This is a genomic window from Microbacterium sp. cx-59, assembly GCF_020805625.1.
In the GTDB taxonomy this organism is placed as follows: Bacteria; Actinomycetota; Actinomycetes; order Actinomycetales; family Microbacteriaceae; genus Microbacterium.
Genome location: NZ_JAJHGO010000001.1, coordinates 120,833 through 138,022, shown reverse-complemented (window position 1 = coordinate 138,022; position 17,190 = coordinate 120,833). Strand labels below are relative to the sequence as shown.

At 67.6% G+C, this 17,190-nt stretch carries 17 protein-coding genes and 1 tRNA gene; 6 read left to right on the top strand and 12 right to left on the bottom strand.

Features of this window, described 5'->3' with window-relative positions; translation table 11 throughout:
• Nucleotides 1–43: 43 nt before the first annotated feature.
• Together LMI96_RS00590 and LMI96_RS00585 are read right to left on the bottom strand one after the other, a co-directional pair.
• Nucleotides 44–1,396: a PhoH family protein gene (locus LMI96_RS00590; protein WP_223720667.1), complete on the bottom strand. Its 1,353-nt coding sequence runs from the start codon at nt 1,394–1,396 to the stop codon at nt 44–46.
• Between the two features lie 198 nt (nt 1,397–1,594).
• Nucleotides 1,595–2,380 carry an isoprenyl transferase gene (locus LMI96_RS00585; protein ID WP_223720666.1) on the bottom strand — a complete coding sequence of 262 codons (786 nt, stop codon included), beginning with the start codon at nt 2,378–2,380 and terminating at the stop codon, nt 1,595–1,597.
• A gap of 98 nt (nt 2,381–2,478) precedes the next feature.
• Here LMI96_RS00585 and LMI96_RS00580 point away from each other — a divergent pair, with 98 nt between their 5' ends.
• Nucleotides 2,479–3,192, top strand: coding sequence for a hemolysin III family protein (locus LMI96_RS00580; protein ID WP_228360112.1), 714 nt, complete (start codon nt 2,479–2,481; stop codon nt 3,190–3,192).
• Between the two features lies 1 nt (nt 3,193).
• Here the strand turns inward: LMI96_RS00580 and LMI96_RS00575 are convergent, their stop codons facing one another.
• The gene (locus LMI96_RS00575) at nt 3,194–3,493 is read right to left on the bottom strand and encodes a hypothetical protein (protein ID WP_223720664.1); all 300 of its coding nucleotides are present in this window, start codon (nt 3,491–3,493) and stop codon (nt 3,194–3,196) included.
• Nucleotides 3,494–3,562: 69 nt separating this feature from the next.
• Between LMI96_RS00575 and LMI96_RS00570 the strand changes: the two genes are divergently transcribed.
• Complete coding sequence (locus tag LMI96_RS00570; RefSeq protein ID WP_223720663.1) at nt 3,563–3,955, top strand: DUF4307 domain-containing protein; 393 nt, start codon at nt 3,563–3,565, stop codon at nt 3,953–3,955.
• Nucleotides 3,956–4,051: 96 nt separating this feature from the next.
• Nucleotides 4,052–4,543 carry a transcription elongation factor GreA gene (greA, locus tag LMI96_RS00565; protein WP_223720662.1) on the top strand — a complete coding sequence of 164 codons (492 nt, stop codon included), beginning with the start codon at nt 4,052–4,054 and terminating at the stop codon, nt 4,541–4,543.
• A gap of 16 nt (nt 4,544–4,559) precedes the next feature.
• On the opposite strand, the gene ilvA is transcribed toward greA, so the two are convergent.
• Entirely contained in the window at nt 4,560–5,786 is a 1,227-nt protein-coding gene (gene ilvA, locus LMI96_RS00560; RefSeq protein WP_223720661.1) for a threonine ammonia-lyase, read from the bottom strand.
• Entirely contained in the window at nt 5,783–6,970 is a 1,188-nt protein-coding gene (locus LMI96_RS00555; protein WP_228360111.1) for an AI-2E family transporter, read from the bottom strand. Before LMI96_RS00555 ends, ilvA begins: the two co-directional genes overlap by 4 nt.
• A gap of 199 nt (nt 6,971–7,169) precedes the next feature.
• On the opposite strand from LMI96_RS00555, the gene LMI96_RS00550 reads away from it, so the two are divergent.
• Nucleotides 7,170–8,315 (top strand): winged helix-turn-helix domain-containing protein, encoded by a 1,146-nt coding sequence (locus tag LMI96_RS00550; protein ID WP_228360110.1) that lies wholly within the window; start codon nt 7,170–7,172, stop codon nt 8,313–8,315.
• 43 nt (nt 8,316–8,358) lie between these two features.
• On the opposite strand, the gene LMI96_RS00545 is transcribed toward LMI96_RS00550, so the two are convergent.
• Nucleotides 8,359–8,928: a LemA family protein gene (locus LMI96_RS00545; protein ID WP_223720872.1), complete on the bottom strand. Its 570-nt coding sequence runs from the start codon at nt 8,926–8,928 to the stop codon at nt 8,359–8,361.
• A 107-nt stretch (nt 8,929–9,035) separates the two neighbouring features.
• Nucleotides 9,036–10,214 carry a low temperature requirement protein A gene (locus tag LMI96_RS00540; protein ID WP_228360109.1) on the bottom strand — a complete coding sequence of 393 codons (1,179 nt, stop codon included), beginning with the start codon at nt 10,212–10,214 and terminating at the stop codon, nt 9,036–9,038.
• Between the two features lie 375 nt (nt 10,215–10,589).
• Here LMI96_RS00540 and LMI96_RS00535 point away from each other — a divergent pair, with 375 nt between their 5' ends.
• Entirely contained in the window at nt 10,590–11,537 is a 948-nt protein-coding gene (locus LMI96_RS00535) for a hypothetical protein (RefSeq protein ID WP_228360108.1), read from the top strand.
• Nucleotides 11,538–11,547: 10 nt separating this feature from the next.
• Nucleotides 11,548–13,056, top strand: coding sequence for a hypothetical protein (locus tag LMI96_RS00530; RefSeq protein WP_228360107.1), 1,509 nt, complete (start codon nt 11,548–11,550; stop codon nt 13,054–13,056).
• A gap of 133 nt (nt 13,057–13,189) precedes the next feature.
• Here LMI96_RS00530 and LMI96_RS00525 read toward each other — a convergent pair.
• The 5 genes from LMI96_RS00525 to LMI96_RS00505 all read right to left on the bottom strand — a co-directional run bounded on the left by LMI96_RS00525 (nt 13,190) and on the right by LMI96_RS00505 (nt 17,174).
• Nucleotides 13,190–13,262: transfer RNA gene (locus tag LMI96_RS00525), tRNA-Leu, on the bottom strand.
• A gap of 74 nt (nt 13,263–13,336) precedes the next feature.
• Nucleotides 13,337–14,749, bottom strand: a complete 1,413-nt coding sequence (locus tag LMI96_RS00520; protein WP_228360309.1) for an NAD(P)/FAD-dependent oxidoreductase — start codon at nt 14,747–14,749, stop codon at nt 13,337–13,339.
• A 35-nt stretch (nt 14,750–14,784) separates the two neighbouring features.
• Entirely contained in the window at nt 14,785–16,068 is a 1,284-nt protein-coding gene (locus tag LMI96_RS00515) for a S8 family serine peptidase (RefSeq protein WP_374197898.1), read from the bottom strand.
• A gap of 41 nt (nt 16,069–16,109) precedes the next feature.
• Entirely contained in the window at nt 16,110–16,643 is a 534-nt protein-coding gene (locus LMI96_RS00510) for a DUF501 domain-containing protein (RefSeq protein WP_228360105.1), read from the bottom strand.
• Nucleotides 16,644–16,685: 42 nt separating this feature from the next.
• Nucleotides 16,686–17,174: a septum formation initiator family protein gene (locus LMI96_RS00505; protein WP_228360104.1), complete on the bottom strand. Its 489-nt coding sequence runs from the start codon at nt 17,172–17,174 to the stop codon at nt 16,686–16,688.
• Nucleotides 17,175–17,190: the final 16 nt, after the last annotated feature.

Genomic DNA, 17,190 nt, shown 5'->3' with positions numbered 1-17,190 from the left:
GCCGACGGTGAGAAAGCTCTCATTCGCCCTCACCTGACCGACGTCACGACAGTTCGTTCGACTCGAGCAGTCCGGTGACGAGCGCCGCGATCGCCGAGCGCTCCGACCGCGTCAGCGTGACGTGCCCGAAGAGTCCGTGCCCCTTGAGCGTTTCGATGACCGACGCGACGCCGTCGTGGCGTCCCACGCGCAGGTTGTCGCGCTGGGCGACGTCGTGGGTGAGGATGACGCGCGAGTTCTGACCGATGCGGCTGAGAACCGTCAGCAGCACGTTCCGCTCGAGCGACTGCGCCTCATCCACGATCACGAACGCGTCGTGCAGGGACCGGCCACGGATGTGCGTGAGCGGCAGCACTTCGAGCAGTCCGCGTTCGACGATCTCCTCCAGCACGTTGCCGGAGACGACCGAGCCGAGCGTGTCGAACACCGCCTGACCCCAGGGGCCCATCTTCTCCGCAGCGTCGCCGGGGAGGTATCCGAGCTCCTGCCCTCCGACCGCGAACAACGGCCGGAAGACGATGATCTTGCGCTGCTGCTGACGCTCCAGCACGGCTTCCAGACCGGCGCAGAGGGCCAGCGCGGACTTTCCCGTGCCGGCGCGTCCGCCAAGCGAGACGATGCCCACCTCGGGGTCGAGCAGCAGGTCGATCGCGATCCGCTGCTCCGCCGAGCGGCCGTGGAGACCGAAGACGTCACGGTCGCCCCGCACGAGCGTGAACTCGCCGTCGCCGCTCACCCGGCCGAGCGCCGAGCCGCGTTCCGAGTGGATGATGAGGCCGGTGTTGATCGGGAGTCCGCGTACTTCTTCGCTGAGGGCGACCTCGGTCTCGTACAGGTCGCTCATCTCGTCGCCCGACAGGTCGACGTTCGCGATGCCCGTCCAGCCCGAATCGGCGGCCTGCTCGGCGAGATACTCCTCCGCCTCGATACCGAGGGATGCGGCCTTCACCCGCATCGGCAGGTCCTTGGAGACGACCGTGACGTGCTGGCCGTCCTGCATGAGATGCATTGCGACGGCGAGGATGCGGGTGTCGTTGTCGCCGAGGCGCATGCCGGCCGGGAGCACCGTGGGGTCGGTGTTCGACAGTTCGACGCGGAGCGACCCGCCCTCGCCCACCGGCACCGGGAAATCGAGTCGGCCGTTCTCCACACGGAGTTCGTCGAGGTGACGGAGGGCCTGTCGGGCGAAGTACCCGAGTTCCGGGTCGTGGCGTTTGGCTTCGAGCTCAGTGATGACGACGACCGGGATCACGACGGAATGCTCCGCGAAGCGGAAGTACGCCCGGGGATCGCTGAGGAGAACGGACGTGTCCAAAACATAAGAGCGCAAATCAGTTTCCTGATCTGCGCTCTCGAGGTCGATGGCCTGCTGCTCGGTTAGTGCTCGTGTGGTCACAACCCGCTCCCACCCTGGGATCTCTCCCGGTGTCACTCGCGTCGACCGTGGGTTGCGGATCGCATCCTGCGGCCGACCCGGTCGGGCGCCTTGCCCGATGTGAGAAACGTACGTCGCGGCCCGTCGGAGCTGCCACCCGACGCCGGGCGTGTCGCGTTACGGATTCGTGAACAAATCCGGAGGGCGATCCGCGCGGGATCAGCTGCCGAAGCGGCGGTCGCGCGACGAGAAATCACGGACCGCGCGGAGGAAGTCGACCTCGCGGAGGTCGGGTCCGAGCGCCTCCACGAAGTAGAACTCGCTGTGCGCCGACTGCCACAGCAGGAAGTCGCTCAGTCGCTGCTCCCCCGAGGTGCGGATCACGAGGTCCGGGTCGGGCAGGCCTCCGGTGTAGAGGTGTTCACCGATCTGCTCGGGAGTGAGGCTCGCCGCGAGCTCTTCGAGCGAGCCGCCGCTCTCGTCGTGCTTCGTGATGATGCTGCGCACCGCATCCACGATCTCGCCGCGTCCGCCGTACCCGACCGCGAGATTGACGTGGAGACCCGTGTGCGCGGCCGTGCGCGCCTCGGTGTCGGCCAGCACACGGGCGAGGTCGGCGGGGAGGAGGTCGGATCGCCCCACGTGCTGCACGCGCCAGTCGCGCTCGTGCGAGAGCTCATCGGCGAGCTCCGCGATGATCTGGATGAGATCGGACAGCTCTTTCGAGTCGCGCTTGGTGAGGTTGTCGGTCGACAGCAGATACAGCGACACCACGCGCACGCCGAGGTCGTCGCACCAGCGCAAGAACTCGCGCATCTTGGCGGCGCCGGCGCGATGCCCGTGGGCGGCGGAGTCGTAGCCGAGCTGACGCGCCCACCGACGGTTGCCGTCGATCATCATCGCCACGTGCCCCGGGACGGTCTGCGCCGCGATCTGTCGCCGAAGCCGGTTGCTGTACAGCCGGTACAGCGGCCCCCGACCCTCGCTCGCGCGTCCCGTGCTCACACCCTTACGGTACTCCGCTCGGGCGCGGCGTCCGCATCCGTCGAACCGGGCCCGGCAATGTACGGACACCGGCATGGCGGGGCGTTTACGCTATCCCCATGGCTCGAGCGCGCGTTCCGGATGTCCCCGAACTCCCCCTCGTCGAAGAAGCCGCTGATGCCGGCCCCGACGAGGTCAAGCCCACGTGGCGTGGCTGGATCCATGCCGGTACGTTCCCCGTCGCCGTCATCGCCGGGATCGTCCTCGTCGTGGTCGCCGATGGCGCGCCGGCGAAGTGGGCGGCCGCCGTCTTCGCGCTGAGTTCCGTGCTGCTCTTCGGCAACTCCGCGCTCTACCACCGGTTCGACTGGCCGCCGCGCACGAAGCTGCTCCTGAAGCGCATCGACCACGCGAACATCCTGCTGCTGATCGCGGGCACCTACACGCCGCTGGCGGTGCTCGCGCTGCCGCCGTCCAAGTCGGTGCTGCTGCTGTCGCTCGTCTGGGGCGGCGCGGCGCTCGGCATCCTGTTCCGGGTGTTCTGGGTGAACGCGCCGCGACTGCTCTACGTCGCGCTGTACCTGTTGCTCGGCTGGGCCGCGGTCATGTACATGCCCGACCTCTTCGCCGCGAACGTGGTGATGATGGTGCTCGTCATCGTCGGCGGGCTACTGTACACGTTCGGCGCGGTCGTCTACGCGATCAAGCGCCCGAACCCGTGGCCGGGTGTGTTCGGGTTCCACGAGATCTTCCACGTCTGCACGGTGCTGGCATTCCTCTGCCACTGGACCGGCAGCCTGCTGATCTGCCTTCAGCCGGCGTACAACGGCTGACTCAGCGCGTGTTGTCGGCGTCGGGGTCGATGTCCTGGTCGTCGACGTCGGAGGCTCGGGATGCGGCCGCACCCTGGGCCGCCGCCTTCTCTTCGGCATCGAGCTCTTCCCGCACCTCTTCGCGGTAGCGACCGCGACGGATGCGGCGCTGCATGTCCCACACGAGCGCGATCACGGCGAGGCCGACGATCGCCATGATGGCGAAGCCCCAGGGGCCCGGGGTCACCAGGTCGGGGTCGACGGTCGCGCCGGTCGGGGTCGGCGTGACGAACGCCGGCAGTAGAAACACCTCGAGACGCATGCGTGTCCCCCGTTCCGCGCCGGAGCGCATAGCCTGGAGACTCCAGCCTAATTCCCGATGCGAGATGACATGACGACCGCGCAGATGCTCGACGACCGGTACGGACGACGGGGGCCGCGTCGCACGACGCGCTTCTGGACGATCTTCACCGCGATCGGCGTCGCGATCGCGGTCGCGATCGCCGCCTGGTTCGCGTTCTCTTCCGGAACGACCACCGAGGCGTCCACCACCGGGTTCGAACTCGTCGACGAGCACACCGTCACCGTCACCTTCCAGGTGTCCGCCCCCGCCGGCCGTGCGGTCGCCTGCGTGCTCGAGGCCCAGGACGAAGAGCACGGCGTGGTCGGCTGGAAGGTCGTGGAGTACGCCGCATCCGCCGATCATTCCCAGGCCTTCCAGGAGACCATCCCCGTGACGGCGCCCGCGACGACAGGTTTTGTCAACAACTGCTGGGTGTCGTAGTCTGTCGGCACTACGACGACGCCCTGGCGAATTGCCGGGGCGTCTTGATTTGGGCCTGCGAGAACACGCGCGCCCCACACACGAAGGAGACGCCCCGTGACCACTGACGCAACGGTGAGCTTCCTCACCCAAGATGCCTACGACCGGCTTGTCGCCGAGCTCGAGCACCTCTCGACGACCGGCCGCGAAGAGATCGCGAAGCGCATCGAGTCCGCCCGCGAAGAGGGCGACTTGAAGGAGAACGGCGGCTACCACGCCGCGAAAGACGAGCAGGGCAAGCAGGAGGCGCGCATCCGCACCCTCCAGGCCATGCTGAAGACGGCCAAGGTCGGCGAAGCGCCCACTTCGAAGGGCGTCGTGGAGTCCGGCACCGTCGTGACGGCGGTCGTCGCCGGCGGCGAAGAGGTGTTCCTGCTCGGAAACCGCGAGATCGCGGTCGGCAGCGAGCTCGACGTCTACAGCGAGGCATCGCCGCTCGGTTCGGCGATCCTCGGCCTGAAGGAAGGCGCGAAGACCTCGTACGTCGCCCCCAACGGACGCGAGATCCCGGTCGAGGTCGTGAAGGTCGAGACCTACACGGGCCAGTGACCGCCCGCGCCCACGCTCAGTCGGTGACGACGGTGGGCGCGAAACCGGCCTCGCGCAGGGTCGCGATCACGAGGGCCCGGTGGTCTTCCCCACGGGTCTCGACGCTCAGCTGAAGGATCACTTCGCTGATCTGCAGGCCCTGTCCGTGACGGGTGTGCAGCACCTCGTTCACGTTGGCGCCCACCTGCGCCAGCAGCTCCGACACCCGCGCCAGCTGACCCGGGCGATCGGGCAACGGAATGCGCAGCGTCATGTAGCGCCCGGATGCGGCCAGCCCGTGGGCGACGACGCGCTGCAGCAACAGCGGGTCGATGTTGCCGCCGGAGAGCACGGCGACCGTCGGCCCGGCGGCCTGGATGCGGCCGGTGAGGATCGCGGCGACGCCTACTGCGCCGGCGGGCTCGACAACGAGCTTCGCCCGCTCCAGCAGCATCAGGATCGCGCGCGCGATGTCATCGTCGGTGACGGTGACGACGTCGTCGAGCAGTTCGTGCAGGATCGCGAACGGAGCATCGCCCGGGCGTGCGACGGCGATGCCGTCGGCGATCGTCGGGGTCGTGGCGACCTCGATCGGGTGACCCGCGGCGAGCGACGCGGGGTATGCCGCCGAGTTGGCGGCCTGCACGCCGATGACGCGCACCGTCCGCCCGACGGCCGCGGCGCGGGCCTTCACGGATGCGGCCACACCGGCCGCGAACCCTCCCCCGCCGATGCCGATCACGACGGTCTCAAGGTCGGCGATGTCGTCGAAGAGCTCCAGCCCCAGAGTGCCCTGTCCGACGATGATGTCGCGGTGATCGAAGGGGTGGATCATGACCGCGCCGGTGCGCTCCGCGAACTCCGCCGCGAGCCGGAGCGGCGTCTCGACGGTCGCGCCCTCGAGGATCACCTCGGCGCCGTACCCGCGGGTCGCGAGCAGCTTGGGCACGGGCACGCCGAGCGGCATGAAGATCGTCGCGGGGATGCCGAGGCGCTGCGCGGCGAGAGCGACGCCCTGCGCGTGGTTGCCGGCGGAGGCGGCCACGACGCCGCGCGCGCGCTCCTCGGCCGTCAGACGCGACAGCCGGTAGGCGGCGCCGCGGATCTTGAACGATCCGGTGCGCTGCAGGTTCTCCATCTTCAGCATCACGGGCACGCCGAGCTGTTCGCTCAACACGTGTGATTCGTCGACGGGCGTGCGGGTGATCAGGCCATCGAGGGTGCGTGCCGCATCCTCGAAGTCGGCCAGAGTGGGCAGGTTCACGCCCGGTTCCTCCTCGGTCGGGGGACGGTACTCCAGATGAGCGACTCGGGGTCGGGCCCCTCACCTGTTTTCCATGCTCGTCGCGACAGATAGACCGCGACGACGTTGACGAATGCGGCGAGCGGCACAGCGAACAGTGCGCCCGGGATGCCGCCGACCATCGCGCCACCGGCGACGACGAGCACGACGGCCAGCGGGTGCACCTTCACGGCCGAACCCATGAGCAGCGGCTGGAGCACGTGGCCCTCGAGCTGCTGCACGCCGAGCACGATGACCAGCATCCAGAGCGCGATCCAGGGCCCGTTGTAGACGAGCGCGAGGAACACGGCGAGCGACCCGGTGAGCACCGCGCCGACGAACGGCACGAATGCTCCGAGGAACACCAGCACGCCGATCGGGATGGCGAGGGGCACGCCCAGCAGAAAGGCTCCGAGGCCGATGCCGATCGCGTCGATCGTCGCGACGAGCAGCTGCGTGCGGGCGTAGTTGACGATGGTCACCCAGCCGGCCCGCGCTGCTCCGTCGACCGCGGGCTGCGCCGCCTTCGGGAAGAGTCGCGTCGTCCAGCGCCAGATCCCGCCGCCGTCGGCGAGGATGCAGAGGAGGATGAAAAGGGTCAGCAGTGCGCCGGTGGCGACGTGTCCGACCGTGGAGCCGATCGCGAGTGCTCCGGAGAGGAGCAGCTCGGCCTGCTGCTGCAGGAGCGAGACGCCCTGCCCCAGGAAGTCGTCGATCTGCTGACCGGTGAGGTGCAGCGGGCCGTCGATCAGGTACATGCGGAACTCGCTGACGGCGTCGACGCTGCGATCGCGCACCGAGCCCCATTGCAGCGACACCTGCCAGGCGACGAGCCAGATCAAGCCCGAGATGACGGCGATGGTTCCGAGCAGCGCGAGCACGATCGCCAGCCATTTGGGCACGCGGTGACGCAGCATCCAGGTGAAGCCGGGCCAGAGCAGCGCGGCGATGAGCACGGCGATGAGGAGCGGAATCACCAGCAGCTTGAGCTGGATCACCAGCCAGACCGCCACTCCGATCGCGGCCGCGATCACGAGGAACCGCCAGGCGTAGGCCGTGGCGACCCGAAGGCCGCTCGGCACCGCAGAGCTCGTCTCGGTCGTGATCGTGCGATTGCGTAGGGCGTCGAGCAGCGATCCGCGAGGCTTCTCGTCGGGATCGGTCATCCCGCCAGTCTAAGCCTGCCGGCGACACGGTCCGGTGGGGCTGTCGGTGGTGCTGGCTAGGGTGAGGCGGGTGCGAGAGACACTGAGCCGGGCCGAGGCACGACGGGTCGCGCTGCGCGCCCAGGGCTTCGGCGAGACCCCTGTGCCGCAGCCTTCGGGTTCGGCGACGACGCGGCGTCTGTAGCGCGAGATCCGGCGGATGGCGACGTTGCAGATCGATTCGGTCAACGTGTTCGCGCGGTCGCATTACATGCCGTTGTTCTCCCGCGTCGGTGCGTACGACACCGCGAGCCTCGACCGGCTCCTGTTCGCCCGGCGGGCGCCGTACACCGAGTACTGGGCGCACCAGGCGGCCTTCGTCGCGGCCGAAGACCGGCCCCTGTTCGGGTTCCGGATGCAGGCGAACCGCGAGCGTCAAGAGCGCTCGAACTACTTCGGCGTCGACGACCGCACCGTCGAGTGGGTGCGGAGCGAACTCGCCGCGCGCGGACCGCTCCGGCCCGCAGAGATCGAAGACGACGCCGTGCGGGCCCCGCGGGGCCCGTGGTGGGACTGGAGCGGCGTGAAGAGCGCCCTCGAGTACCTCTGGTTCGCGGGCGAGGTCGCGATCGCGGGCCGTCGCGGGTTCGAGCGCGTCTACGGCCTCGCCGAGCACGTGCTGCCGGCCGAGGTCGTCGGGCGGAGTGTTCCGCGGGGCGACGCCATCCGCGAGCTCGTCGCGCGGGCGGCGCGTGCATATGGTGTTGCCACCCTCGCCGACCTCGACGACTACTGGCGCATCCGCGATCAGCGCGCTGTCCGCGTCGCCGTGCACGATCTGGAGGATGCCGGAGTCCTTCAGCCGGTACGCGTCGAAGGCTGGACCCGCGGCGAGCGTCCGCTGGCGGCGTGGCTGCACCGTAATGCGGCCGTGCCCCGCCGCATCGACGCGGCCACTGTGCTCACGCCGTTCGATCCGATGGTCTGGTTCCGTGATCGCGCCGAGCGGCTGTTCGATTTCTCGTACCGCATCGAGATCTACACACCGGCGGCGAAGCGGCGGTTCGGGTACTACTCGCTGCCGATCCTGCTCGGCGACGGGATGGCGGGGCGGATCGACCTCAAGGCCGACCGTGCCGCGGCCACGCTCCGGGTGCAGTCTGCGTGGTGGGAGCCGTCGCGTCCGGCGGATGCGGCCGCATCCGCCGCCGAGGTGCTGCGGGCGGCAGCAGCGTGGCAGGGGCTCGAGTCGATCACCGTCGCGCGGTGGGGAGACGCGGCCGACGAGATCGCCGGCGCGCTGGGCGCCGAGCGCCACGAATCGCGGCCGGAGCCGGTGGAGTTGGCTCAGGAAGAACCGGGCTGATCTCAGCCGTTGCGTGGCCGGTCAGAAACCGGCGTGCGATGCGTCAGAACTGGACGCGCGGGGGCTCGGCGATTGCGGCGCCGTCGACGACCTCGAAGAACTCGCGCTCGTGGAAGCCGAGGTTGCGGGCGAAGAGGTTGTTGGGGAACACCTTGATCTTGGTGTTGAGCTCTCGCACGCCGCCGTTGTAGAACCGGCGCGAGGCCTGGATCTTGTCTTCGGTGTCGACGATCGACTGCTGCAGCTGGAGGAAGTTCTGGCTCGCCTGCAGCTGCGGGTAGGCCTCGGCGACGGCGAACAGCGACTTCAGGGCCTGCTGCATGTGGCCCTCGGCGATTCCTGCATCCGCGGGTCCGCCGGCGGAGATCGTCTCGGCGCGTGCCTGCGTGACGTTCTCGAACACGGCCTTCTCGTGTGCCGCGTAGCCCTTGACCGTCTCGATCAGGTTCGGCAGCAGGTCAGCGCGGCGCTTGAGCTGGACGGTGATGTCGCTCCAGGCCTCGTCGACGCGCACGTTCAGCTGCACGAGAGAGTTGTAGGTAGCCCACAGGTAGATTCCCGCGACCGCCACGATGACGACGAGGATGATGACGGGGATCAGCCATTCCCACATAGAAGCGAGCTCCATTCAGTAGTGCCCTCATCGTACTGCCGGACCCGGCGAGCCTACCCGCGAGATGGCTGGGCACCCAGCGAACGCTCGATTCTTGTGCATAAACGTCACATTTGCGACGGTCTCCGCGCCGCATCGACTTCGACCGCGGCGACGACCCCGGCCATCAGCAGGGCGGCGACCGCGTACTCCCCCACCGGCAGCAGCCCGCTCGCGGCGATGAGGGCCGTCGCGATCAGCACGATGACCGTCACGCCTCGCGACACGGCGCGTCGCAGCAGCACGTGCCACACCGCGAGAAGGAAGATCGCGAGCGGCAGCGTGAGCGCGAGCCCCGCGGTTTCGCCCGAGATCGCGGCATGGCCCGAGACCGCGTCGATCTCGACCTCGACTCCGGATGACACGGCGCCGACGGCGGCGAACACGACGTAGTGGCGGTAGCCGAAGGTGAACCCGTCGAGGGGGCGGCGCAATCGGTCGACCGGCTCGCGGGCGAAGTAGATCCACCAGATCGCCGCGGTGATCACGATGCCGGATGCGGAGAGCCACAAGAGTTCGGCGACGTGCTCACCCTCCGAGAGCGCGTCGATCATCGCGTTGGTGGAGGCGAGCAGGCTCTCACCCAGCAGGATCAGGGTGAACAGGCCGAAGCGTTCGGAGATGTGGTGCGGATGCCACGGCGTGCGGTGCCGGAACTCCGCCCACACGGGGACGCAGAGCTCGGCGGCCATGAGCACGAAGAACGTCCAGAACTGCACCGAGTCATCGGCCAGGAGCCGCACGAGCCACAGCAGTTGCACGAGGCCGTAGCCGGCGGCGAAGCGCAGGCCGGTCGCGCGCGAGGCGGGGTCGGAGATCGCGAGACGCAGCCACTGGCCGACCATCGCGAGCCGCATGATCACGTAGCCGAGGGTGACGATCGTGTAATCGAACGAGACCATCGCCTCGTGAACGCCGGCCGCGAGGACGAGGACGCCGCCCATCTGCGCGATCGTCATAACCCGGTAGAGCCAGTCGTCGGTGTCGTACGCCGAGGCGAACCACGTGAAGTTCATCCACGCCCACCACACGGAGAAGAACACCATCAGGTAGGCCAGGACTCCCTGCCCCACGTGCCCCTCGACGATCAGCTCGTGCAGCGTGCTCGACGCCTGTGACACGGCGACGACGAAGACGAGGTCGAACAGCAGCTCAAGCGGACTCGCGACGCGGTGCGGCGCCCGAGGGTTCAGCGCCGCCATCCGGCGCAGCCCCGCGTGCGGTCGTGGAGGCGGTGGGGTGGCCATGGGAATGAGTATGGCGTCGTTCAAGCCTCACGGACCCGCTGCGTTACTGCGACTTGGTTGCAGCCGAGAGGCAGGGGTTCGCAGGCTGACGCAAGGCAAGATCCGTGCCGGTACGGCAACCTGCTGCTGCGCAGCTTTGACGATCTGAGCAAAGTTGGCCAGTTCGACACCAGTTGATTGGCGCACGATCACCCGCACTGCAACGCGACGCACATCTGTCGCCGTTTTCGTAACTCAACGTGCACGATAGGAGCCCAAGCTGGTTCAACAGGAGGAGCCGCTCTAGTAAGCGGAGCGACTGAAAGCGCACAGTGTTGAATTAGCCGCTATGGTTCGAATACCGACTGAGATCGGTTCAGCCAATGGGGGTTACGGGTGATTGAGAAGTGCGCGCTCGCTGTGATTACGAATCGCGGCCGAAACATCATTCCACCGTCGTGGAGTGAGCTAGACGACGACGAGGAGGATTTTCTGGTTCGTCACGTCGATCGCGTTCGTAAGACCACCAATGCGTCCGAAACGCGTGGCCGATTCAGGCCGGATTCGACGCTTGAGCAGGATTTCATCGCTGCGATGTCCGCAGATGAAACGGCGTTCGTCTTGATCGCGGGCCGACTAGTCCAGCAACTAGCCAGTGCAATGCAGGGGGTGAACTCTGCATCGTGTGTAGTCGCGTTAGTTGTTGAGGCAATGCAGGACGGAGGGGCCAGAACGGTCAGCCTCCTCAAACTCGACGCGGAAGTCGAGGCGGCACAGTTAGATAGAACTGGCACCGGCGTTCGGCTTCGAGTATTCAGAGACCTCCTGCCGCGCCCCGGCGAAATCCAAAAGGCCCTTTCATGGCCGGATCCTAGAGCGCCCCACTCGAGCCTCGTGGTACTGGATGCGATCGTCGAGGGAACAGCGAAATACTTTCAGAACGCGTTCCGAATCGACGCATCTCCAAACGCACGACTCACTGAACGAGCGCTGGTGGAACAACTTTCAGAACTGCCTCCCGCGAAGATTGCGTCCGCTGTCGCTGCCGCAGGTAACGGCGGCGACGCGGAGAAGGTTGTGGAGAGAATCCGCCGCGACCTTACGCATTTCCCGGTGACAGCTCCCGAGCTGGGTGCGGGCGGCGCGATGCCTGGGACGATCCGCCCACAATTCGCGACTCTCGTGAAGAAGAGTTACGAGGCCGACGAGATCGAGCTGAAGCTGCCGCTCGCTCGGATGGGCCAGGTGCGTACTCGGCGCGTTGGCGCCGGGTACGTGACGACGATTCGGACCAGCACACCACTGACACCGATCGATCCCGACGATGTCGATGGCTCCGTATAACGTCGCCCTCGTGACGGAACTGAACGAGGCCCTCGGAGCTACTCGCGCAGCGGTGGAAGCCGGGCGGAAGCTCAGAAGACTCGGTTGGAGCGAATCCACTCCTTCAAGTGTGATCGCGCTAACTAAATCGGGCTCAAGTGCGGAGGTCCTTCTCTCCGAGGTCCCTCAAATGATCTTCGATTCGGTCACAGCCGTCGGACAGTTCGGCGAGGCCTCTTTGTCAATCGTGATCGACAAGGTGGGCAACCGGGCGGTTACGCGTCAGTCACCAGTCGATGCGCTGCGAATATTTGGGCGAGAAATGTCCAACCTTGCCGCTGACGCCTGGGCCGGAGACGTGCACTCAGCTCTGGCACTGCCGGGGACTTGGACTGTTCGTATCAAGCATGACCGTTCTGCACTTCTCTCGAATGCCGAACGGGCTGTGATCTGGCATGTTCTGTCGGACGTGTCGGCGGTTGAGTCCTTGACGACCGTCACTCCGTTCTGGTCCTTGGGTCCCACATGGGATGCGGAGAAGCCGGTCATATATGTTGTTGAGGACCTCGCCCCCGACGAGGGCTTGTGGCTCGGGCGGTCTGCCGTGGTCCCGTTGCTGTCCGACACCATGGTCTCTGAGGCGGTCCAAACTCTCGGATCGCGGCACCGAGAAACGTGGAGTATCCCGGAGCTCCCCGATGCCGCGCATCCAGACGCGCTGGCACCAGCACGGCGGGTTGGAAACGAACTCGCGGACTTGGAGAAGAAGCTCTGGATTCGGTGCGCGACCATGTCGTGGGTATGCCTCGCTTCAAGTATGAGGTTGAATGACGCTCGGACGACACTGGAGTTGGAGGTTTTCGGGCTTCAGCGAGTCGCATACCCGATCGGGCCGCAGGGAATTCCGCTCGAGCCCGCCGAAGCACGCCGGGCCTACGAAATGTTCAGATGGGCCCACGGCCTCGACGCCGTAGACCAACGGCTTGCTGTGCAGCAGGTAGCGAGTCTGTATCGTGACGTCGCTCCCTGGAACAAGACCAGTGATGTATTCGATGCTGCTACGGCGGTGTTCGCAACCCTGCGCCGCGACGCTGTTGGCGAAGTAATCCTCGCTCGCCGCTCGGCCCGAACGCTAGCGATCGATATCGCTCATCGCACTTCCGAACAGACATCCGCCGCCGCGCGCTCCGCGGTCGAACGAGGCGTTGCGACGCTGCTCGCAATCGGTGGCGTGATAGTCGCGAACACAACGGGGACCATCACGGACGGTCAGGCCCAGAATCTTCGCTCGCTACTGGGTTTCTTCCTACTCGCTCTAATCGTCTGGAACGTAACTATTGAGGGGCCCTCGCTGAGTCTTCCCTTACGCGCGCTCCGCAAGGACCTAAGCAAGATCGCGGACATGTTGACAGAGGCAGAACGAAAAGAGGTCCGCGAACTCAATGCTGTCACTTCCGCGCGGCGAAGGGCGATCGTCATACGCGTAGTGGTGCCTTTGGTATACCTCGCAGGCGCTATTGCTGCGTGGACTGTTAGGTGACCGAGATCGCGCACCAATGAGTACGGTAACCACCTAAATGCGTTTGGTAACCGCGGCGACACGACGATTACTGCTTCTCGTAGCTGCACATAGATCGACAGCCCCCACATCCAGCGGGTTTCCCGCCAAACGGTGCCCCCACTGGGACTCGAACCCAGACTGAAGCGATTTTAAGTCGCCTGCCTCTGCCATTGGGCTATGGGGGCCCGCATCCAGAATATGCGTCCGCGAACGACGAAACCGCGCCATCCGGGCGGATGACGCGGTCTCGTGCGATGCGTTACTTGGCGGCAGCGACCGTGTTGCGGTCGCCTGCGGCGGCCTGCTTCTGCTCGGCCGGAGCCGCGGCAGGAGCTGCCTCGGCGGGCTGCGGCGGGCGCGGACGCGACGCGAACTGCTCGAAGACCTCGCGGGGCTGCTGCACCGTGATGAGCGTCACGTTGTCGCGACCGTGGAAGAAGTTCTGCACCCAGTCGCCGACGACGCGGAGCTTGCGCTCCCACGTCGGCATGGCGAGGCCGTGGTAGCCACGGTGCGCGACCCAGGCGAAGAAGCCCTTGATCGCGATGTTGCCCGACTGGAACACACCGCTGTAAAGACCCAGGCCCGCGACGGCGCCGAGGTTCTTGTGCACGTAGTTCTTGGGCAGCTCGCCGCGGAGGACAGCCGTGAGGTTCTTGGCCAGCAGCTTCGCCTGGCGAACCGCGTGCTGCGCGTTCGGCACGCAGTATCCGCCAACGCCACCACCCGAGAGGTCGGGCACGGCGGCAACGTCACCGGCAGCCCAGGCACCCTCGACGACCTCGTCATCGGTTCCGACGCGCAGGTCGGCGCGGGCGCGGATGCGGCCACGCTCTTCGACCGGCAGGTCTCCGCCGCGAACGACGGTCGGGTTCGCCATGACACCGGCGGTCCAGACGATCACGTCGGTCGGGATGACGTCACCGGTGGAGAGCTCGACGTTGCCGTCGACGGCGCCCTTCACCTGCGTGTCGAGGTGCACGTTCGCGCCGCGCTTGGCGAGGCTCTTCAGCACCCACTCGCTCGTCTTCAGCGACACCTCGGGCATGATGCGGCCCATCGCCTCGATGAGGTGGAAGTGCGTGTCTTCGAACGCGATCGAGGGGTAGTCCTTGACGAGCGACGACGCCATGGCGCGCAGCTCGGCGAACACCTCGATACCCGCGAAACCACCGCCGACGACGACGACGGTCAGCAGACGGTCGCGCTCGGGGCCGGCCGGCAGGTTCGCCGCCTTCTCGAAGTTGTCGATGATGCGGTCGCGGATCGCGACGGCCTCTTCGATCGTCTTCAGACCGATCGCGTTGTCGGCGATTCCCGGAATCGGGAACGTGCGCGACACGGCACCGGCGGTGACGACGATCTGATCGTACTCCTGCTGCCACGGCTCGCCGACGGCGGGCGTGATCGTCGCGACCTTGTGCGCGTGGTCGATGCCGGTCACCTTCGCCGGAACGATCTTCGTGCGCTTGAGGTGACGACGGTGCGAGACCACGACGTGGCGCGGCTCGATCTCACCGGCCGCGACCTCGGGAAGGAACGGCTGGTAGGTCATGTAGGGCAGCGGGTCGACCATCGTGACCTCTGCCTCGCCCTTACGAAGCTGCTTCTCGAGCTTCCAAGCGGTGTAGAAGCCGGCGTAGCCTCCGCCGACGATGAGAATCCTGGGCACGGTGCTGGTCACGGTGGAACGAACTCCTAGACGGTTCAACGGCTGGGCGCGCGATCTGAGCGCGTCAATCGAATGCGACGGACAGCAGCACTGACGCCGAGCGACACCAGTATACCGGCCAGCGTAGCCGCCAAGAGCGGCAGCGACCCGTACAAAAGGGTGTCGACCGTCGGAAGCAGCGGTGAGGCCGGGGTGGCAGCCGCATCCGCCGGCGGTAATGCGGGGATCGGCGCGGCCGTCGATGTCGGCTCGGGCACCGGTGCACCCTGCGCCCGGCGGTGCACCCGGATCCACTCGGCGAGATCGCCCATCGGATTCGCCGACACCCGGGGAACGGATGCGGAGACCGCCGCCGCCGCATCCACGAGCCCGTAGCCGTACAGCGCGTCCGGCACCGACCCCACGCCGGCGGGGGGCTTGGCCGTGCCGATGATCCGCTGGATGACGTTCGCCGCATCGAGTTCCGGATGCGCCGACCGCACGAGGGCCGCGATGCCCGCGACGATCGGCGCCGCGCCGCTCGTGCCGTTCCACTCGGTCACCTGCCCATCGGCCGAAATGCCGAGCAGATTCTCGCTCGGAGCGGCCACGCCGATCGTGATGCCCTGCGTCGATGCCTCGACGCTCGCCTTCCCCGAGGGATCGACGCCGGCGACCGAGAGCACGCCCGGCATCGTGGCCGGCGCCCCGACGCGCGTTGTGCCGTTGCCGCGGTTGCCGGCAGCGACCACCACGACGACGTCGTGGTCGAAGGCGTAGAGGAACGCGTCGTCCCAGCTCTCGTCCCAGTCCAGCGTGTTCGTCGTGAACGACAGGTTGATGATGTCGGCCCCGTTATCGACCGACCAGCGGATGGCCTCCGCGACCTGCGTGGCGAACGGCACCTGCGACGAGCTGCCGAAGCCGACCGACACCGACAGCACGTCGGCCGCCGGAGCCACGCCGATCATGCCGGTGTCGCCCGGAAGCCCCCGAGACGCCGCGAGCGAAGCGACCCAGCTGCCGTGGTTCGCATCGACCACACCGACGGGCGTGCGGCCGTCGGCCGTGCCCGCACCCGAGACATCCGTTCCGCCGACGACAGCCGAATCCACCTCGGGCGCTCGCCCGACTCCCGTGTCGATGACCGCGATCCGCACGCCCTCACCGCGGGTCGTCTGCCACGCCTGACGCACCCCGTACGCGTCGAGCCAGTACTCCTTCGCCCGCACCGGATCCGCCCCCGGAGAAGGCGTGTCGGACGGGGTCGCCGCGCTCAGCGGAACGGGCTCGGGCGTGGGTGTCGCCGCCGCCGCGGGCGCCGCCGACGCGAGCATCATCAGCGCGAGGAGCCACGCCCCCGTCCGCACCGCGGCCCGGCTCACCCGGCCGCACTCCGCGCGGACGCCCCCGGCTCGGCGCACTCGCACCGCTCCGGCGACCACGCGCTGCGAGCGAGCGCCGCATCCCCCACCGGGTTGACCCCGGGACCCGCCGCGAGCGCGTGCCCGGCGAGCGCGTGCAGGCACTTGACCCGCGTCGGCATGCCCCCGGCAGAAATTCCGTCGATCTCGGGCACCTCACCGAACACCGCGCGATCGGTGAGGTACGCCTCGTGCGCGCGCCGGTAGGCGTCGGCGACCGACTCGTCGTCATCGAGCGCGGCGGCGAGTTCGGGCATCACGTGCTCGGCCTCGAGCGTTGACATCGCCACCGTCGCCGCGGGATGCGTGAGGTAGTAGAACGTCGGAAAGGGCGTGCCGTCATCGAGCCGCGGCGCGGTGGCCACCACCGTGGGATTGCCGCACACGCAGCGCGCGGCGATACCGACCACGCCGCGTGCGGGGCGTCCGAGCTGGCCGCGAAGCACGGCGAGTTCGGCGTCGGTCACGGGCGGGTACGGCGAAGAGCTCACCCCCACAGGGTACCGTCCGGCCCCTGGTCGGCTCCCCCGCTGCTACGGCGCCGGTGTCTCGGCGTCGCCCGGAGCCACCGCCGTCTGTGCGGCACCGGCGGAGGTGACCGACCGCACCAGTTGCGCCATCCAGTCGGTGCGGGTCTGTTCGACCTCGTCGCTGACGGGCGCCTGCTCGCGCGGCTGCTCGGCCTCCGACAGGTCGTTGTCGATCAGGTACACGACCTCGCCCGGACGCACGTAGTAGAGCCGCTCGCGCGCCTGCGTCGTGATGTAGGCCGGGTCGTCCCAGCGTTCGCTCTGCGCCTGCAGGTCGTCGATCTCGTTCTGCGTCAGCTGCACCGCGTGCTCGAGTGCGCGGATGCGGCTCTGCTGATCGAGGTACGTGCCCACGGTCGGCACCAGCACGAGCACGCCCAGCACCACGAGCCCCAGCATGATCACCATGAAACCGGAGAGGCGGATGCCGCCGAGCCACTCGCGCACGTCGACCCGCCGGCCGTCGCCGCCGGGGCCGCGAGGCGACCGCATCCGGGAACGGGAAGAG

Excerpts from the sequence above, each read along its gene's own strand:
- LMI96_RS00540 (WP_228360109.1), bottom strand. The coding sequence starts at position 10,214 with ATGGCCACCCCACCGCCTCCACGACCGCACGCGGGGCTGCGCCGGATG.
- LMI96_RS00545 (WP_223720872.1), bottom strand. The coding sequence starts at position 8,928 with ATGTGGGAATGGCTGATCCCCGTCATCATCCTCGTCGTCATCGTGGCG.
- LMI96_RS00575 (WP_223720664.1), bottom strand. The coding sequence starts at position 3,493 with ATGCGTCTCGAGGTGTTTCTACTGCCGGCGTTCGTCACGCCGACCCCG.
- LMI96_RS00580 (WP_228360112.1), top strand. The coding sequence starts at position 2,479 with ATGGCTCGAGCGCGCGTTCCGGATGTCCCCGAACTCCCCCTCGTCGAA.
- LMI96_RS00505 (WP_228360104.1), bottom strand. The coding sequence starts at position 17,174 with ATGCGGTCGCCTCGCGGCCCCGGCGGCGACGGCCGGCGGGTCGACGTG.
- LMI96_RS00570 (WP_223720663.1), top strand. The coding sequence starts at position 3,563 with ATGACGACCGCGCAGATGCTCGACGACCGGTACGGACGACGGGGGCCG.
- LMI96_RS00515 (WP_374197898.1), bottom strand. The coding sequence starts at position 16,068 with ATGATGCTCGCGTCGGCGGCGCCCGCGGCGGCGGCGACACCCACGCCC.
- LMI96_RS00550 (WP_228360110.1), top strand. The coding sequence starts at position 7,170 with ATGGCGACGTTGCAGATCGATTCGGTCAACGTGTTCGCGCGGTCGCAT.
- LMI96_RS00555 (WP_228360111.1), bottom strand. The coding sequence starts at position 6,970 with ATGACCGATCCCGACGAGAAGCCTCGCGGATCGCTGCTCGACGCCCTA.